Annotated in this window: 13 protein-coding genes and 1 pseudogene; 11 read left to right on the top strand and 3 right to left on the bottom strand. The window is 55.7% G+C overall.

Annotated elements, in window-relative coordinates:
* The first annotated feature begins 26 nt into the window (after nt 1-26).
* The 9 genes from RA28_RS20895 (at nt 27) to RA28_RS20855 (ending at nt 11,020) form a co-directional block, all read left to right on the top strand.
* On the top strand, nt 27-1,307 hold the full coding sequence (locus RA28_RS20895) for an ABC transporter substrate-binding protein (RefSeq protein WP_039533025.1): 1,281 nt from the start codon (nt 27-29) through the stop codon (nt 1,305-1,307).
* A 50-nt stretch (nt 1,308-1,357) separates the two neighbouring features.
* On the top strand, nt 1,358-2,086 hold the full coding sequence (locus RA28_RS20890) for an ABC transporter ATP-binding protein (protein ID WP_039533024.1): 729 nt from the start codon (nt 1,358-1,360) through the stop codon (nt 2,084-2,086).
* Nucleotides 2,079-2,786, top strand: coding sequence for an ABC transporter ATP-binding protein (locus RA28_RS20885; protein WP_039533022.1), 708 nt, complete (start codon nt 2,079-2,081; stop codon nt 2,784-2,786). The genes RA28_RS20890 and RA28_RS20885 overlap by 8 nt, the downstream gene beginning before the upstream one ends.
* 1 nt (nt 2,787) lies before the next feature.
* Complete coding sequence (locus tag RA28_RS20880; protein ID WP_039533020.1) at nt 2,788-3,651, top strand: branched-chain amino acid ABC transporter permease; 864 nt, start codon at nt 2,788-2,790, stop codon at nt 3,649-3,651.
* Nucleotides 3,648-4,676 carry a branched-chain amino acid ABC transporter permease gene (locus tag RA28_RS20875; protein WP_039533018.1) on the top strand — a complete coding sequence of 343 codons (1,029 nt, stop codon included), beginning with the start codon at nt 3,648-3,650 and terminating at the stop codon, nt 4,674-4,676. The genes RA28_RS20880 and RA28_RS20875 overlap by 4 nt, the downstream gene beginning before the upstream one ends.
* Nucleotides 4,677-4,680: 4 nt before the next feature.
* Nucleotides 4,681-5,619 (top strand): 3-keto-5-aminohexanoate cleavage protein, encoded by a 939-nt coding sequence (locus tag RA28_RS20870; RefSeq protein WP_039533017.1) that lies wholly within the window; start codon nt 4,681-4,683, stop codon nt 5,617-5,619.
* Between the two features lie 174 nt (nt 5,620-5,793).
* The gene (locus tag RA28_RS22320) at nt 5,794-6,684 is read left to right on the top strand and encodes a DoxX family protein (protein ID WP_152612125.1); all 891 of its coding nucleotides are present in this window, start codon (nt 5,794-5,796) and stop codon (nt 6,682-6,684) included.
* Between the two features lie 126 nt (nt 6,685-6,810).
* Nucleotides 6,811-7,938 (top strand): efflux RND transporter periplasmic adaptor subunit, encoded by a 1,128-nt coding sequence (locus tag RA28_RS20860; RefSeq protein WP_039533015.1) that lies wholly within the window; start codon nt 6,811-6,813, stop codon nt 7,936-7,938.
* Entirely contained in the window at nt 7,931-11,020 is a 3,090-nt protein-coding gene (locus tag RA28_RS20855; RefSeq protein WP_039533013.1) for an efflux RND transporter permease subunit, read from the top strand. Before RA28_RS20860 ends, RA28_RS20855 begins: the two co-directional genes overlap by 8 nt.
* 68 nt (nt 11,021-11,088) lie before the next feature.
* Here RA28_RS20855 and RA28_RS20850 read toward each other — a convergent pair whose 3' ends face one another.
* Nucleotides 11,089-12,120, bottom strand: coding sequence for a YHYH protein (locus RA28_RS20850; protein WP_052261546.1), 1,032 nt, complete (start codon nt 12,118-12,120; stop codon nt 11,089-11,091).
* Between the two features lie 485 nt (nt 12,121-12,605).
* Nucleotides 12,606-12,740 carry a hypothetical protein gene (locus RA28_RS23070; RefSeq protein WP_275041390.1) on the bottom strand — a complete coding sequence of 45 codons (135 nt, stop codon included), beginning with the start codon at nt 12,738-12,740 and terminating at the stop codon, nt 12,606-12,608.
* Here RA28_RS23070 and RA28_RS20845 point away from each other — a divergent pair.
* Nucleotides 12,696-14,561: a peroxidase family protein gene (locus tag RA28_RS20845; RefSeq protein WP_241481185.1), complete on the top strand. Its 1,866-nt coding sequence runs from the start codon at nt 12,696-12,698 to the stop codon at nt 14,559-14,561. The genes RA28_RS23070 and RA28_RS20845 overlap by 45 nt on opposite strands.
* A gap of 200 nt (nt 14,562-14,761) precedes the next feature.
* Here RA28_RS20845 and RA28_RS20840 read toward each other — a convergent pair whose 3' ends face one another.
* Complete coding sequence (locus tag RA28_RS20840; RefSeq protein ID WP_052261544.1) at nt 14,762-15,187, bottom strand: YybH family protein; 426 nt, start codon at nt 15,185-15,187, stop codon at nt 14,762-14,764.
* A 216-nt stretch (nt 15,188-15,403) separates the two neighbouring features.
* Between RA28_RS20840 and RA28_RS20835 the strand changes: the two are divergent.
* Nucleotides 15,404-15,776: pseudogene (locus tag RA28_RS20835) on the top strand (IS5 family transposase); the annotation flags it as partial.

Below are 15,776 nucleotides of genomic sequence, written 5' to 3'. Positions count from 1 at the left end.
TGTGATGCCGGTGAAGGGAGGACGCAATGACAAAGACTTTCAAAACGGCCACAAGGCGCAGTTTTATGGCAGGGGCAACCGCCGCGATTGCGGCACCGGCCATTCTTCGGGCAACGCGCGCCTATGCCGCAAACCCGACGCTGCGGGTCGGCAATGTCAGCCCGCGCACGGGTCCCTTGGCGGGATTTGCCGAGGCTGACGAATACGTGCTTGAGGCGATCAAACAGGTCTTTTTCGCCGGGTTGGAAAACAACGGCAAAACCTGGGATGTCGAGATCATTTCAAAGGACAGCCAGTCGAATCCGAACCGCGCAGCCGAGGTTGCCGCCGATTTGATACTGGGCGACGAGGTCGATATCATCGTCGCGGCGTCAACCCCGGACACGGTGAACCCCGTGGCAGATCAGGCAGAGATCAACGAAGTGCCCTGCATCACAACCGACTGCCCGTGGCAGCCTTATTTCTTTGGTCGCAACGGCATTCCGGGGGAAGGTTTCGCGACCACCTATCACTTCTTCTGGGGTCTGGAAGATGTGATCGCGGCGTTCCTTGATATGTGGGACGAGACGGGCGTGACCAAAACGGTTGGTGGCCTGTTCCCCAACGACGCGGACGGGAACGCTTGGGGCGACCCGGAACTGGGCCTGCCAAAGCCTTTGGCCGCCGCTGGATATACACTGACCGACCCGGGCCGCTATCAGCCGCTGTCAGACGATTTTTCGAACCAGATTGCTGCGTTCAAGGCCGCCGGAAGTGAAATCGTGACGGGCAACATGATCCCACCGGATTTCGCAACATTCTGGAGCCAGGCGGCACAGCAGGGATTCAACCCCAAGGTTGTTACCATCGGTAAGGCCCTGTTGTTCCCCTCTGTCATCGACTCGCTGGGGGATCGGGGCGACGGCTTGTCGACCGAGGTTTGGTGGTCCCCACATCACCCCTTCTCGTCCTCCCTGACTGGCACCACCGCAAAGGAACTGGCCGAAGGGTACACCTCTGCATCCGGACGCCCGTGGACCCAGCCCCTTGGGTTCAAGCACGCCCTGTTCGAGGTTGTCGCTGACGTGATCAAACGCGCGGACGATCTGGAAGACCCATCCGCGATCGTTTCGGCAATCACCAGCACCAACCTCAATACGATCGTTGGTCCAGTCGATTGGAGCGTTGGTCCGATGAACAATGTTACAAAAACCCCGCTGGTCGGCGGGCAGTGGCAGAAATCCGGCGACGCCTATGAGCTTCAGATCGTGGCAAACAAAACCGCACCCGAAGTTCCGGTGACGGCAGACATGAAGCTTCTGGGCTGATCAGACAGTCGGCGCCGATCACGGCGCCGAACCTTCGCTCCGAGAGACGCATGACAACGATCCTGAATCTGCAAGACCTGAGCAAAGCCTTTGGCGCGGTGACCGTTGCCGATGCGCTCAGCTATCAGGTCCAACATGGTGAAGCACTGGGTGTGATCGGACCCAATGGCGCGGGGAAAACCTCGATGTTCAACCTGATCACCGGAACGCTCAAGCCGAATTCCGGGACCATTGAATTCGACGGGCAGAACGTCACCAAATGGAGCGCGGCACGGCGCAGCCATGCAGGCATCGCACGCTCATTTCAGGTGCCTCAGCCTTTTTCGGGGATGACCGTCTTTGAAAACGCCATGATCGCCGCCACCCAATCGGCGGGACTGCACGGGCACGAGGCGGAACGGTTCTGCCTTGAAGTGCTGGACCAGACCGAATTGCTGCCAAAGGCAAATGTTCTGGCCGGAAGCCTGACGCTGCTGGAGCGTAAACGGCTGGAACTGACCCGCGCTCTGTGTGCAAAGCCCCGATTGCTACTGCTGGATGAAATCGCCGGTGGCCTGACCGAAGCCGAATGCCAATCGCTGGTCCAGACCATCAAGGACATTCACGCCTCTGGTGTCACCATCATCTGGATCGAGCATGTGGTTCACGCGCTTGTGGCCGTTGTGGATCGATTGATCGTCATCGATTTCGGCAAAAAGATCGCCGAGGGCGATCCTCACAAGATCATGGAAAGCGCTGAAGTCAAAGAGATTTATCTGGGGATCGAAGCCGATGCCTGACCCCATCCTGCAGACCTGCGGTCTAAATTCCTTCTACGGCGACTTTCAGGCCCTCTACGACGTTGCGCTGGATGTGGGCGAGGGCGAGGTTCTGGCCATCATCGGGGCAAACGGCGCAGGGAAGACCACGCTGATGCGTTCGATCACCGGCCTTCTGATGAATGAGCCGGGGCAAATCCACTACCGCGGCCACGACATCAGCCTTCTGCGCGCGGATCAGGTTGCGGAACTGGGCTTGGCGATGGTCCCCGAAGGCCGGCAGCTGTTCCCGTCGCTGACCGTCAGGGAAAACCTGATGATCGGCGCGCAGGTCAACCGGAAGGGTCCTTGGGATCTGAAATCGGTCTACAAGCTTTTCCCAATCCTTGAAGAGCGCAAGGATCAGGCGTCAACGTCGCTGTCTGGCGGTCAACAACAGATGGTGGCAATCGGGCGCGCCCTGATGGCGAATCCCGATCTGATCCTGTTCGACGAGATCAGCCTTGGGCTGGCCCCGATCATCATCAAGGACATCTATCAGGCGCTGCCCGGTATCATCGGCGAAGGCATGAGCGCCGTGATCGTCGAGCAGGACATCACCAAGGCGCTGTCCGTTTCAAGCCGTGTCTATTGTCTGCAAGAGGGACGCGTTTCGCTGGAAAGCGCGTCTGACACCGTTTCGCGTGAGGATATTTCGCGCGCCTATTTCGGGATCGAATAACATGGAATGGCTGAACGCAATCGTGCAGGGAACACTCCTCGGCGGGCTTTATGCGCTGTTCGCCGCGGGCTTGTCACTGATCTTTGGTGTCATGCGATTGGTCAATATTGCACATGGTGATCTGATCGTGCTGGCGGCCTATCTCGGCCTTACGGTTACGACCGCGACGGGGATGCACCCATTGGTCGCGCTGGTGATCGTGGTGCCCGCGATGGCGCTGATCGGCTATGCCTTGCAGCGCGGGCTGCTGAATCAGACATTGGGTGACGACATTCTGCCTCCGCTGCTCGTGACGTTCGGCCTCAGCGTGATCATCCAAAACGGTCTGTTAGAGGCGTATTCGGCCGATCCGCAGGACCTTGACGCAGGTGCGCTGGAAACGGCCAGCCTCGCCGTCGGGGGGCTGACGTTTGGCATTCTGCCGCTCTTGACCTTCGCGATTGCTATCGCTGTGATCTGGGGCCTGCAATGGACCTTCTACCACACCGCGCTCGGGCGCGCTTTCCGCGCCGTGTCCGATAACCAGGACATCGCCCAGCTGATGGGCCTCAACCGGCGGCATATCTTTGGTCTGGCCATGGCGCTGGCGCTAGGGGTCACAGCCATCGCCGGTATCCTTTTGGGCATTCGCACAAGCTTTGACCCTGCCATCGGCGGCGCACGTCTGATCTTCGGCTTTGAGGCTGTCATTATCGGCGGCTTGGGCAACCTCTGGGGCACATTGGCCGGAGGGGTCATCCTTGGTGTCGCCCAAACTATCGGGGCCAAGATTGATCCGGGCTGGCAGTTGCTTGCCGGACATATCGCCTTTCTCGTCATTCTTGCCGTTCGACCAAACGGCCTGTTCCCGAGGGTCTCCGGATGAACCTGCAAGACTACAGCGTATCGAGATCATCAAAAGCCGCGCGGATTGCGGCCATCCTCACCGCGTTTGCTCTGCTCGTCCTGATCGCAGCGCCGTGGTGGGCCGGTCGCGCAGATATGCGGCTGATGGGCGAGTTGTTTCTGTACCTGTCGCTTGCCACGCTTTGGAATCTGATGGCGGGATATGCCGGTCTCGTGTCTGTCGGTCAGCAGGCCTACGTCGGCTTTGGCGGCTACATGCTGTTTGCGCTGACGATGTTTGGCGGGCTGCCGCCTGTAGCCGCAATTGCCGTGGCGGGTGTGCTGGGCGCGTTGATCTCGATCCCTGTTGCAGTTCTGATTTTCCGGCTGCGCGGCGCTTACTTTGCGATCGGCACATGGGTCATCGCCGAAGTGTTTCGGCTTGGCTTTGCACAGGTCTCGGCGCTCGGCGGTGGATCAGGCTCATCCCTGCCGGTGGCCATCGTGCGCTCTCTGGCCTCTGGCCGCGCAATGCGAGAGGCGCTCAGCTATTGGCTGGCCCTTGGCGCGGCGATCCTTATGGTGACCGCCGTTTATCTGTTCCTGAGGTCGCGGCAGGGCCTGGCATTAACCGCGATACGCGACAACGAATTGGCAGCGGGTAGCCTGGGCATCGATATCTGGCGCACGAAGTTTATCGTCTATGTCGTCACCTCGGCCTTCACCGCGATGATCGGCGCCCTGATATTCCTTCAAAAGCTGCGGATTTCACCGGATGCGGCGTTCAACGTCAATGACTGGACCGCGTTCGTGATCTTCATCGTCGTGATCGGAGGCATCGGCACCATCGAAGGGCCGATCATCGGCACGCTCGTCTTCTTTGCCTTGCGTGAAACGCTAGCCGATCTCGGTACAATCTACCTGATCGTTCTGGGCGTGGTTGCAATTGTCGTCATGCTCAAGGCCCCAAAAGGCATCTGGGGCCTGATCCGCAGCCGGTATGATCTGCAACTCTTCCCGCTGGGCTATCGCGTGAAGCACACTGCAAAATCCAAGGAAACCTGAACCCATGGCCGCTCAGAAAAAGACAATCATCACCTGCGCCGTAACCGGGGCGATCCACACGCCAACCATGTCGGATGCGCTTCCGTATACTTATGATGATATTGCAAAACAGGCGATCGAAGCTGCCGAGGCAGGCGCTTCGATCCTGCACCTGCATGCCCGCAACCCTGAAAACGGCGCGCCCTCAGTCGACCCAAAAGACTTCGCACCGTTCCTCCCGCGCATCAAACAGGCCACGGATGCGGTTGTGAACCTCTCGACCGGGGGATCGCTCACGCTGTCCATTCAGGACAGGATCAACCCGGCCAAGACCTTCAGCCCTGAGATGTGTTCGATGAACATGGGGTCGATGAACTTCTCGTTTCACGCATTGGCCAACCGGTATGGCGATGACGATTGGAAATTTGATTGGGAGAAGGACTATGTTGCGAATTCCGATCAGAATATCTTTCGCAATACGTTCCGGGACATTCGCGAGGCGGCGGAAACACTCGCGCCGCATGACATCAAATTCGAGCACGAGTGCTATGATGTCGGCCACTTGTATAACTTGAAATTCTGCATGGAAATTGGCCTGTTCAATGCGCCGATCTTCATTCAATTCATCTTTGGCATCCTCGGCGGCATCGGCCCCGAGGTCGACAACCTGATCTTCATGAAGCGCACCGCGGACCGGCTGTTTGGTGACGATTACCGCTGGTCCGTTCTGGGGGCCGGCGGCGCACAAATGGCCCTTGCCACCACCGCAAGCCAGATGGGCGGCAATCTGCGCGTCGGCCTTGAAGACAGCCTGTTCATCTCTCGCGGGAAACTGGCCGAAAGCAACGCTCAACAAGTCGCTAAAATTCGACGTATCGTAGAAGATCTGGGCAATCAGGTCGCAACTCCTGAAGAAGCGAGAGAAATCCTGGACTTGAAAGGGGGGGACCGCGTCGCGTTCTGAGGATAGAAGTCTGACATCAACTCCCAACGAGCAATATATTCTTGGAATTTCGAAAACCTTAAGGAGATTGAACATGCGAGTGAGTGCTTTGACATTCAGCGCGCTTCTGACAGGATTTGTGATCGTTCAAGATTATGAACCTATCGTCTCGGTTTTTACTTAGGAGACTCAATATTGACCTATCCTAAAGTAATCCAAGCGCTTCGTATTACTTCTGCCATGCTCATTGGCATAGCCGCGTTGCTCGCAATTCTGATCTGGTTGGGAGTATCGCAGTTCGGAGCGAGTGATCAGGCTGTTTCAGTCATCAAAAGCTCGTCTGCGATATATTTCCTGATTGGTTTCCTTTGCCTTTCTGTATTTCTGACGCTGATCACGCCGATTGCAATCCCAAGGCTGGTTTTTCTACTGGGGTTATTCCCGCTTTTGGTTGGCTGGCGTATCTCTGCTTTGACGGGGATGGGAACGGTTAACGTTCTGTGTGCTTGTGCGTTTGCCGGGTTCGTGGCGATGTTTATCACCTTGGTTTTGCATGGCTTGCGCACCTCAGCACCAACTGGACGACCGCAGACCAAATACTCGACTGTACAACTTGCATTCATACGGCTCTACATCGGGTTGGACCTAATCCCGCATTGCACAGAAAAGCTGTTCGCCGGTCCAACTGTACGCAGCGGAGACGTACAGTCCTTTCAGGCCCTCGGCGTGCCAGACCCACTGCAATTTGTCTTGGTGGCTGGAATGATTGAGTTCTCTGCCGCCATTGGTGTGGGACTTGGATTGTTCACGCGTCTCGCAGCAGTTTTGACCGTGGTCTATTTGATGGTCGCCACAATCATGGGGCACCATTTTTTGCTGGGGTTCATTTGGGCGTCACCCGGAGGAGGATGGGAGTACCCGGTGTTGTGGTCCGTCCTTATCCTGAGTTTCGTTTTCGGCGGAGGACGCTGGATGTCGTTGGACGAAGTGATTAGCGAACACGTCAAACTGCCTCGCTGGGTATTGGCACCGATGGGGGATACGTCTTCACATTGCCACACACGCATGGATTCCGCAGAAAGTTGATTTTAATCACGACACCGCTCACGGTCTGCGTGCCTTAAGAAATTGACTTTGCGCCAAAAAAAGATGTGGAATGCGAGGGAGTATGAACGACCGTGGTTTGCTCGTTTTTGGACATAGGAGAGCGGCATGAAGCGCATAGCTGAGGTATTTGGCGTTCTCATAGTTGGATGTGTCTTGGGTGCGCTTACCGCCAATTTTGGTCTTTTTCGCGAAGACAATCAAAAACCCGCTTCGCAACAGACAAGCGGCGACAAGGAACCAGACACAAGTTTTCCGACCAACGCAATTGTGGTGACAGCGACCGAGGTGCAGGTCACGCCTCCAAGGACACTTATCCAGTCAATTGGCACCGGCAAAGCAGCGCAACTTGTACATTTGACCGCCGATTTTTCAGGCACCGTTGAGGCGATACAGGTTCGACCCAATTCCGAGGTTGGAATAGGAGACCCAATCGTCACCTTCGAACGGCGCACCCAGCAAATCCTGCTTGAAAGTGCAAAAGCAGAGATAGAAAAACAGGAAGCCAGTTTTGATCGCTTGCAAACCCTGTTGCAGCAAAACAGCGCCGCTGTGTCCCAATCTCAAGTTGATGAAGCCCGCGCCGCACTGGCGTTGGCGAATGCGCAACTCGCCGAGGCGCAATATGAGTATGATCGTCGCGTGGTCCGGGCACCGTTTTCCGGCGAGATCAACCTGAATGATCTTACCATTGGCAGCTATATCCCACAGGGATCAGAAATTGTAACGCTGGTGGATGCCAGCACATTATTCGTAGAATTCTCGGTTTCCGAAACCGCCATCGATCAGGTGCAGACTGGCGCGCAAGTTCGGTTGACCACTCCGGCCTTGGTCGGTCGGGTGTTCGAGGGCGAGATCGTAGCTTTCGACACGTCCATAAACGAAGAGTTTCGCACCGTCCGTATTCGTGCGCAGGTGCGAAACCCCGACAACGTACTTTTGCCGGGTTTGACCTTTAGCGTTAGCCTTGCGCAGCAGCAAAAGCCACTGCCCCGCATCCCAAGCGTGTCCGTTTTATGGGATCGCAACGGGGCCTATGTTTGGCGCATCAACCCGAGCGGACAACCCGAACAGGTTGAAGTCACCTTGCGCCACCGCCTTGGAGACAGCGTCTGGGTCGAGGCTGATCTGGACGAAGGGGACAGGGTAGTCGAAGATGGGGCGTTCAAGATCAGTCAAGGGGCTTCAGTAACACTGGATATTGTGAGCCCAACAAACGGATCATCCGATGGCTGAAGGTTCGCGGGCTTCCTCCCGCTCCGAAGCCGGTTTCATTGCAACTTTCGTTGGACGGCCGGTCCTTGCAGTCGTGATAAACCTGTTGGTCATCATCGCTGGTCTTGCTGCTTTATATTCTGTCGAAATCCGTGAATTGCCCAATGTCTCGCAGCCGGTGATTTCCGTGCGTGCGACTTATCCGGGCGCGTCTGCCAACACTGTAGACGCTGAAGTCACCAGCGTTCTTGAAGACGCGCTGGCACGGTTGGAGGGGCTTGAAAATATCTCGTCCACCTCCAGTTACGGCAGCGCCAGTCTGACGTTGGAAATGAACCGCTCGATTGACATGACTGATGCCGCGAACGACGCACGTGATCTGGTGTCACAGGCACGGCGCAATCTACCGGATGATCTGGACGAACCGATCGTACAAAAGAGCGACGCCGATGCCGACCCGATCCTAAGGCTGGTGCTGAGCGGCACGCTCGATCTGGCCGATCTGGCCGCGTTGGCGGACGGTGTGGTGTCTGATCGTCTGCTGACGATCGAAGGTGTTGCAGAGGTCCAGCTTGCTGGAGATTACGACCGGGTGATGCGGGTGACGTTCTTTCCGGTGGCTTTGGCCAGCAGGGGCATTTCGCTGGCCGATATGCGAACGGCTTTGGCGAGCGCAAATCTCGACATCCCTCTTGGCACGCTGGAGACGACTAATCAGGAAATCGTGGTGCGCTCGGTCGCATCTACTACTTCGGAAGAGGCGATCTCCGCCATCCGTTTGAATCGTGAAACGGTAATCGGCGATGTCGCCTTCGTGCAGTTTACTTCGGATGATCCCTCAAACACGACGCGGATCAACGGCCAACCTGCTGTAGGTCTGAGCATCATACGGCAGTCAACTGCAAGCACTTTGTCGATCTCAAAAGCAGTTCGTCAGGCGGTTCTGGAATTGCAAGACGATCTGCCCGATGGCGCGACCCTGACTGTGGTCTCGGATGACGGAGTTTTTGTTGAACGTTCAATTGCCGGAGTGGCCATCAGCATTCTGTTGGCTGTGATTATCGTTATTTTTGTCATCTTCCTGTTCCTGCGCTCGATCCGAGCCGTTTTGGTTCCAGCCGTGTCGGTGCCCGTCGCGCTGATAGGCACGGTCGCGGCAATCTGGCTAACCGGTTTTTCCATCAATACGATCTCTCTGCTGGCCCTGGTTTTGGCGACCGGCATCGTGGTCGATGATGCCATCGTCGTTCTGGAGAACATCGTACGCCGCAGGCAAGAAGGGCTTGGGCCCTACGCTGCCGCCGCTTTGGGAACGCGCGAGGTGTTCTTTGCCGTGATTTCCACCACCGCCACCCTGGCGGCAGTGTTTATCCCGATCTCGTTCCTTCCGGGACAAGCAGGAGGTATCTTTGGCGAATTCGGTTTTGTTCTGGCGTTCTCAGTGGCACTGTCGTCCTTCGTGGCATTGACGCTTTGCCCGGCGATCTGTGCCATCGTCGATCCGGGTCGACGTGAGGCGAATGCGAAGCTCACCGCTAATGCGCAGGTTTCACCCATGTTCGGCAAGCTGATCGATAAAATCCTGCGCTTGCGTTATCTGGTACTGGTGCTAGCGCTTGGCTTCACAGCAGCTTCAATTGCGCTTTACACTGCACTGCCGCAAGAGATTACGCCGCCCGAAGATCGTGGTAGCATTTTCATCAGCCTCCGCTCTGCTTCCTCGGCCAGCCTCGAATACACCAGCGAGCAGGTGGCCGAAATCGAAGAGGTTCTTGAACCCTATATCGACTCGGGTGAGGTAGAGGCCGTCCAGGCTTTGATTGGCCGTGGCGGTGCGAATTCGGCCTTTGTCATTGTGCGTCTGGCCCTGTGGGAAGATCGTGCCCGCAGTCAACAAGAGATTGCATCAGAGCTGCAAAGTAAGCTGGGCTTGATCCCGGGCGCGGTGATCTCGCTGCGCGGATCCAACAGTCTGGGCATTCGCGGAGCGGGGCGGGGCGTGCAATTCGCGGTGGTTGGTAAGGATTATGATGTTCTGGGCGATCTGACGGCCGAGCTGATTTCTGCAATGGACGAGGATTCAGCCTTCGCGAATCCACAACTGGTCAATGAGATCAACCAGCCTCAGCTATTGCTAGAGATCAACCGCGATCTTGCAGCCAACTTAGGTATCTCACCGCGCGATGTTGTCGAAACACTCAGCACTGTGATTGACGGTGACGCAGTTGCCGAAATTTTTCTGGAAAATGAATCCATCGACATCCGGTTGGAAGCCGGCGGGCGACCGGTCAACGATCAGGGTGATCTTGAGAACGCGTTCCTGCGCACCGACAGCGGTCAGTTCGTTCCGATTTCAACGGTAGCAGAGTTTTCTGTTGCGGCTTCTGCGGCCCGTCTTAGCCGCGAGGCGCGCGAACGCGCTGTTACCGCGCAGGCCAATCTGGGTAACGGCGTCGACCTGGGTACAGCCGTCAGCCGATTACAGCAAATCGCGCCGCCAATTCTGGGTGCTGAGGGACGTTTGGTTCTGCTAGGCGAAGCCGCAACGCTGGAGACAGGTCAGAGCGCAAATCTGATCGTCTTCGCCGCCGCATTACTTGTGGTGTTCCTCGTTCTCTCGGCACAATTTGAAAGTTTTGCCAGCGCCTGCATCATCCTGATCACCGTTCCCTGTGGTCTGGGCTCTGCATTGGTGGCAATCCTGATCACAGGTGGCAGTTTGAACTATTACAGCCAGATCGGGTTGGTCATCCTGATCGGGCTGATGGCCAAGAATGGTGTGTTGATCGTCGAGTTCGCCAATCAACTCCGCTCAGCTGGCCAGTCCATTGACGACGCGATCCGAAACGCCATGCAGATCCGAATTAGACCGGTCATCATGACGCTGGCCTCGACCGTGGCGGGCAGCATTCCGTTGGTGTTGGCCTCGGGCGCGGGGGCCGAGGCACGCATGGCGGTCGGTTGGGTTGTGGTTGGTGGGCTGGGCTTTGCCGCACTGTTCACCGTGTTTCTGACACCGGCAGTCTATCGCATCATCGCTCCGCTGAGTGGCACTCCAGGAGGATCAATGGCGCGGTTGAAGAAAGAGCTGGCTCGCGATTGAGGCAACATGCACCCGTAACTCCCGAATACAGATTGAAGAGAGGCAGCTTTCACTATTCCTGTAAAAGCTCACTCGAATTGGGGCGGTTTTCTTTTAGCCGTCGCGTCACACGATTGGGAACCGGGGGTCTCGACACAGCCCTGTTGTCCGGTGACACATCCGATCACGCTGTTCACGCCCAATGCGGAAGCATGGTAATGGTACCCCAGCTCATCAGACTCGTGCCCGCGGCATTCATCTAAACCCACAGGCTCTGATCCGTCCAGATCGAGCGACTTGTAAAGACCATATCCATCTATCGTTATGCCGATTTGTGGTGCATGTCCGTCACCGTTCGCAACACCGTTCAAGCAGTCGGTGGCAAAGTGGTAGTGATAGCCAGCGAAAGGATTCACGTGCCCGCCGCAATCATCAAAGGGGGCGATGTTGTAAGCACGCAAGATATCCGAAAGAGGCGCTGGTCCTTCAAACCTCACACCGTTCATCGCCAAACCCGTACCTGGCTGATCCTTAAGCGGCGTCGGTTTTTCTGCCTTAATTGGATTGAGAGGAATGAAATAAGTCCTGATCGGAGAAAATACGGTCTGATCAAATTCGCATTGCGCGCAGTAATAATAGTACTCTTCCCACACATCCACTCGCGCCGCTCCATAGCACGCGTCGAAGGATTTCGTTACCAGAATGTCCCCGGTATCCGGATCAAACATTTGCCATTTCGGATCATCATAAAACTTGGATAGGTTCTTTATGAACTCCCCATCCGCATCATAGACCTGACCATCTTTGATCCAAATTCCAGCGACTTCTGGGCCATCGGTAATCTTGCTTGGGCACCACGGTCCCGGTTGGTAGTCAGGTGCTTGTTTTAGCACCAGCTTTACACATTTTGTCTTAGCACCACCCGAAAGCGTGCAGTCGACGACCTCGGCGCTTTGCATGATCGCTTCGCTGCTGACATTTGCCAAAAATGTCTGCATCGCGGGGGATGCGTTGTTTGGCACTTCGAGGTGGCCGTTTTCGTGAGCATAGACTGGCAAGACCCAAGTTGCAGCAACGATGGCCAAAAGTATGTGTCGAGTATTGCGCACGAAATTGGCCATTCGAGCCTCCGTAGATCAATCCGGTCCAAAAACTGCTTTCAGTACACCCCCCACTGGACAACACGTCAATCTTCATCACGATCTTCAACTACGCTTCACAGGTTGTACGGTTGTTTCACACTGGAATAACAACCATGTTGGTCTGGCATTGGACTTCAACAACAATTCTCGTCGCGATCATCGACCCTGAGATCGCCTAAACTATGTGTACCACATTCAATTCAAGCGATTGCGTGCCGAGACCCTTTCAAACGGGCAGGATTTCGCCCGCATCGCAGGACGTTGAAATATTAACATTTTTTTAATGCCGATTCTTTCTATCGGTTGTCCCGGGTGCACCCAACTTGCGCCGGCTTTCACTCGGCTGTCGCTCAGAATGAACTTTAACAATGCGCGCTGAGTGCCTCAGCGCGCGGCAAGAGAGGTGCGCTATGAAGCAGAGCTCCGCAAGAAGACAACCAAGAGACGATCGACAAGACCGCCGGTCAAACGACAACATCGAAGAGCGCGGTGATCGTCAACGTGAAGATCGAGATGGTCGAAACGAAAACCCACGTTCCGATGATGCAAGCGAGATAGTAGCGCGCGCCGTAGACGGAACCGGCAACAACGCGGCGCAAGATAACTGGGGCTCTGCAGGCCAGGACTTGCTTAGATTGGCATCAAACAGTTTTGCGGATGGTATTGGAGAGATGGATGTCAGCAGGCCAAATCCACGCGAAATTTCCAATGCGGTTGTCGCCCAGGATGGAGAGATTTCCAACAGTTTTGGTATCAGCGATATGGTGTGGGCCTGGGGTCAGTTTATTGATCATGACCTTGACCTAACCGAGGGCGGAGACACCGAATTCGCTCCGATCATCGCCCCTGTGGGTGATCCTGTTTTTGAGCCCGGCGGCATTATTTCCTTCTTCAGGGCCGATCCGGTTGAAGGCAGCGGCGAGGATTCTGAACGTGCGTATCACAACGAAATCACGGCGTTTATCGATGGTAGCATGGTCTATGGCTCAGATGAACAGACGGCAGCCGCGCTGCGTGATGGAGCCTATCTGATACTGGACGACAATGGGTTGTTAGTGCAGACCGAGGATGGTGGTGTTCTTGCGGGGGACGTGCGCGCAGCAGAGAATATCGCGCTGACGTCACTGCACACATTGTTCGCGCGCGAACACAACCGATGGGTGGATACACTCGCCGAACAACAGCCAAACCTATCCGAAGAAGAACTGTTCGACGCCGCGCGAATGAGGGTTGAAGCAGAGTTGCAGGCCATTACCTTCAATGACTTTCTGCCCATCCTTGTCGGTGAAGACGCCATTTCCGCGTATGATGGGTATGATCCGACCGTCAATCCGGGTATCGCGGTGGAATTTTCCGCTGCGGCCTATCGGTTTGGCCATTCCCTTCTGTCTTCAGATCTATTGCGTCTTAACGAAGATGGCAGCAGCACCGCGGAAGGGTCTATTGCGCTGCAGGATGCCTTCCTAAACCCGCAAGCCATTGAAGACGGTGGGGGTATTGATCCAATTCTACGCGGTTTGATGGGCAGTACGGCCCAAGAGCTCGATACTATGGTCGTTGAGGACGTGCGTTCCTTCCTGTTTGCCCCCGACGGGTCCTTCGGGTTGGATTTGGCATCGATCAACATTCAGCGCGGTCGAGACCTTGGCGTCGCCAGCTACAACGACCTGCGTGAAGCGTTCGGTTTGGAACGGGCGGAAGACTTCTCGGACGTGACATCGGATGTCGCAATAGCGGCAACGCTTTCGGACCTTTACAACAGTGTGGACGACCTAGACGCCTGGATCGGTGGGCTGGCCGAAGACCCCGCAGACGGCGGTATTCTGGGTGAAACCTTCTCGGCCGTGATAGTCGATCAGTTCCTGCGTCTGCGGGATGGCGATGCCTATTGGAGCGAAGCCGGATATCTGAGCAAAAGTGACGTCAACGCGCTTTGGGATACGACTCTGGCGGATGTGATTGCTGCCAACACGGGTGTCGAGCATCAGCAAGAGGATGTCTTCTATGCTGCCGAACGTATCGGCGGAACCGATGGGAACGATGTTCTCACGGGGACTGATGGCGGCGATCTCTTGATCGGCTTTGAAGGTGATGACGTGATCGTCGGTGGAAACGGCGATACCTTGGTTGGCGGTGGCGGAGCCGACCGGTTTGTCTTTGAAGAAGGTGGTGCATTCATCGCTGACTTTAGCCAAGCAGATGACGATATGATTCAGATTGATAGCACTGCCTCGCGTGTTTCAATCAGCTACGAAGTCGAAAACGACGAAATAACAACTCTTCTGACTATGTCATACGGTCGTAGAAGCGAAGTTGAGGACCAGGAAATCCTGATCGCCGGAGATATTGTGGAAGCGGATGATCTAGAGACACAGATCTCGATCCGCGTTGACCACAGTAGCCTAGACTTGATTGCCTAAGTGGTACCCAGTTTTCCACGCAGGCAGACCTAAGCGATCGCCCTTCTCTCCGCTGGGCGAATTCTTAGCTTCTGAATTACAGAACACCGTGCGTTCTGCCGAACCATGTTGGTTTCCGAACGCAATTGTTAGCCGTCGATCAAGACGTGATGGGTGACCTTCAGCACGAGGTTCAGCGGTCAACCGAAGCATAGTTGATGCTATGATTCCAAGCTTTCAAAAACGGCAATTGCACCATCTGATTTGTCCGTATGATGGTGGATAATTTTCCAACAACCGTCCACCTGACGGAAAATATTGGTCGCTCTGTGCGCGACCTCCACTTGCTTTCCACCCGGATAGAAGGTGCCCTTTTCCAAGCCGATTTCGTAGGCAAATTCGCCGGATGTCACAATGACCCGCTCGGTCATTTCAACGCTCCCACCTTCAAAGACATCTGCCACGTTCTTCCACGCAGTCCAAAGAGCCTTCCAGCCAACTTCCCGCCCTCCGTTCGGACGCATGGCTGTCACGTCGTCGCTGTGTAGCCAGACGTCACTCATCGGATTCGGGTCTTTATTAAACACACTATTAAGTGCTGAATAAAATGCCTCTGAGGCAGCAAGAACGGTTTCGTGTTTTTTCATGGTCTTTCAAAAACGCTGCAATCGCCGATGGAAAAGCCGCGCACGGCATGAGTCTTTTTTTGAGCTTAACATTGGCTAGGCCAAATGCGCTTTAGTCAAGACCCGTAAAAAGGAATATGACGATCTATCTAACCCCGTTGGATTTTGAACTAGGGTCAGGACCCATTGATTTCCGCTTGGCTGCGTGCTTCACGGTTTGAAAATCGAGCGGTGACCATGTCTAATCTTTTCTGGCTGACGGATGCGCAGATGGCGCGTCTTGAGCCTTTCTTCCCCAAGTCCCACGGCAAGCCACGCGTTGATGATCGTCGTGTGTCGAGTGGCATTATCTTCATTAATCGCAATGGGTTGAGATGGCGCGATGCCCCTTCGGCGTATGGCCCACACAAGACGCTCTACAACCGTTGGAAGCGGTGGAGCGACAAAGGCATCTTCGCCCGGATGATGGCCGGTCTGGCTGCCGAAGACGGCGAAGAGAAGACCGTGATGATCGATGCCACCTACCTGAAGGCCCACCGTACCGCGACCAGTTTGGGCGTCAAAAAAGGGGGCGTGGGCGCCTGATCGGGCGCACCAAGGGCGGCATGAA

It is taken from the genome of Ruegeria sp. ANG-S4 (genome assembly GCF_000814005.1).
Taxonomy (GTDB): domain Bacteria; phylum Pseudomonadota; class Alphaproteobacteria; order Rhodobacterales; family Rhodobacteraceae; genus Ruegeria.
The sequence above is the reverse complement of the archived record's forward strand: the minus strand, read 5'-3'. Positions and strand labels throughout refer to the sequence as shown.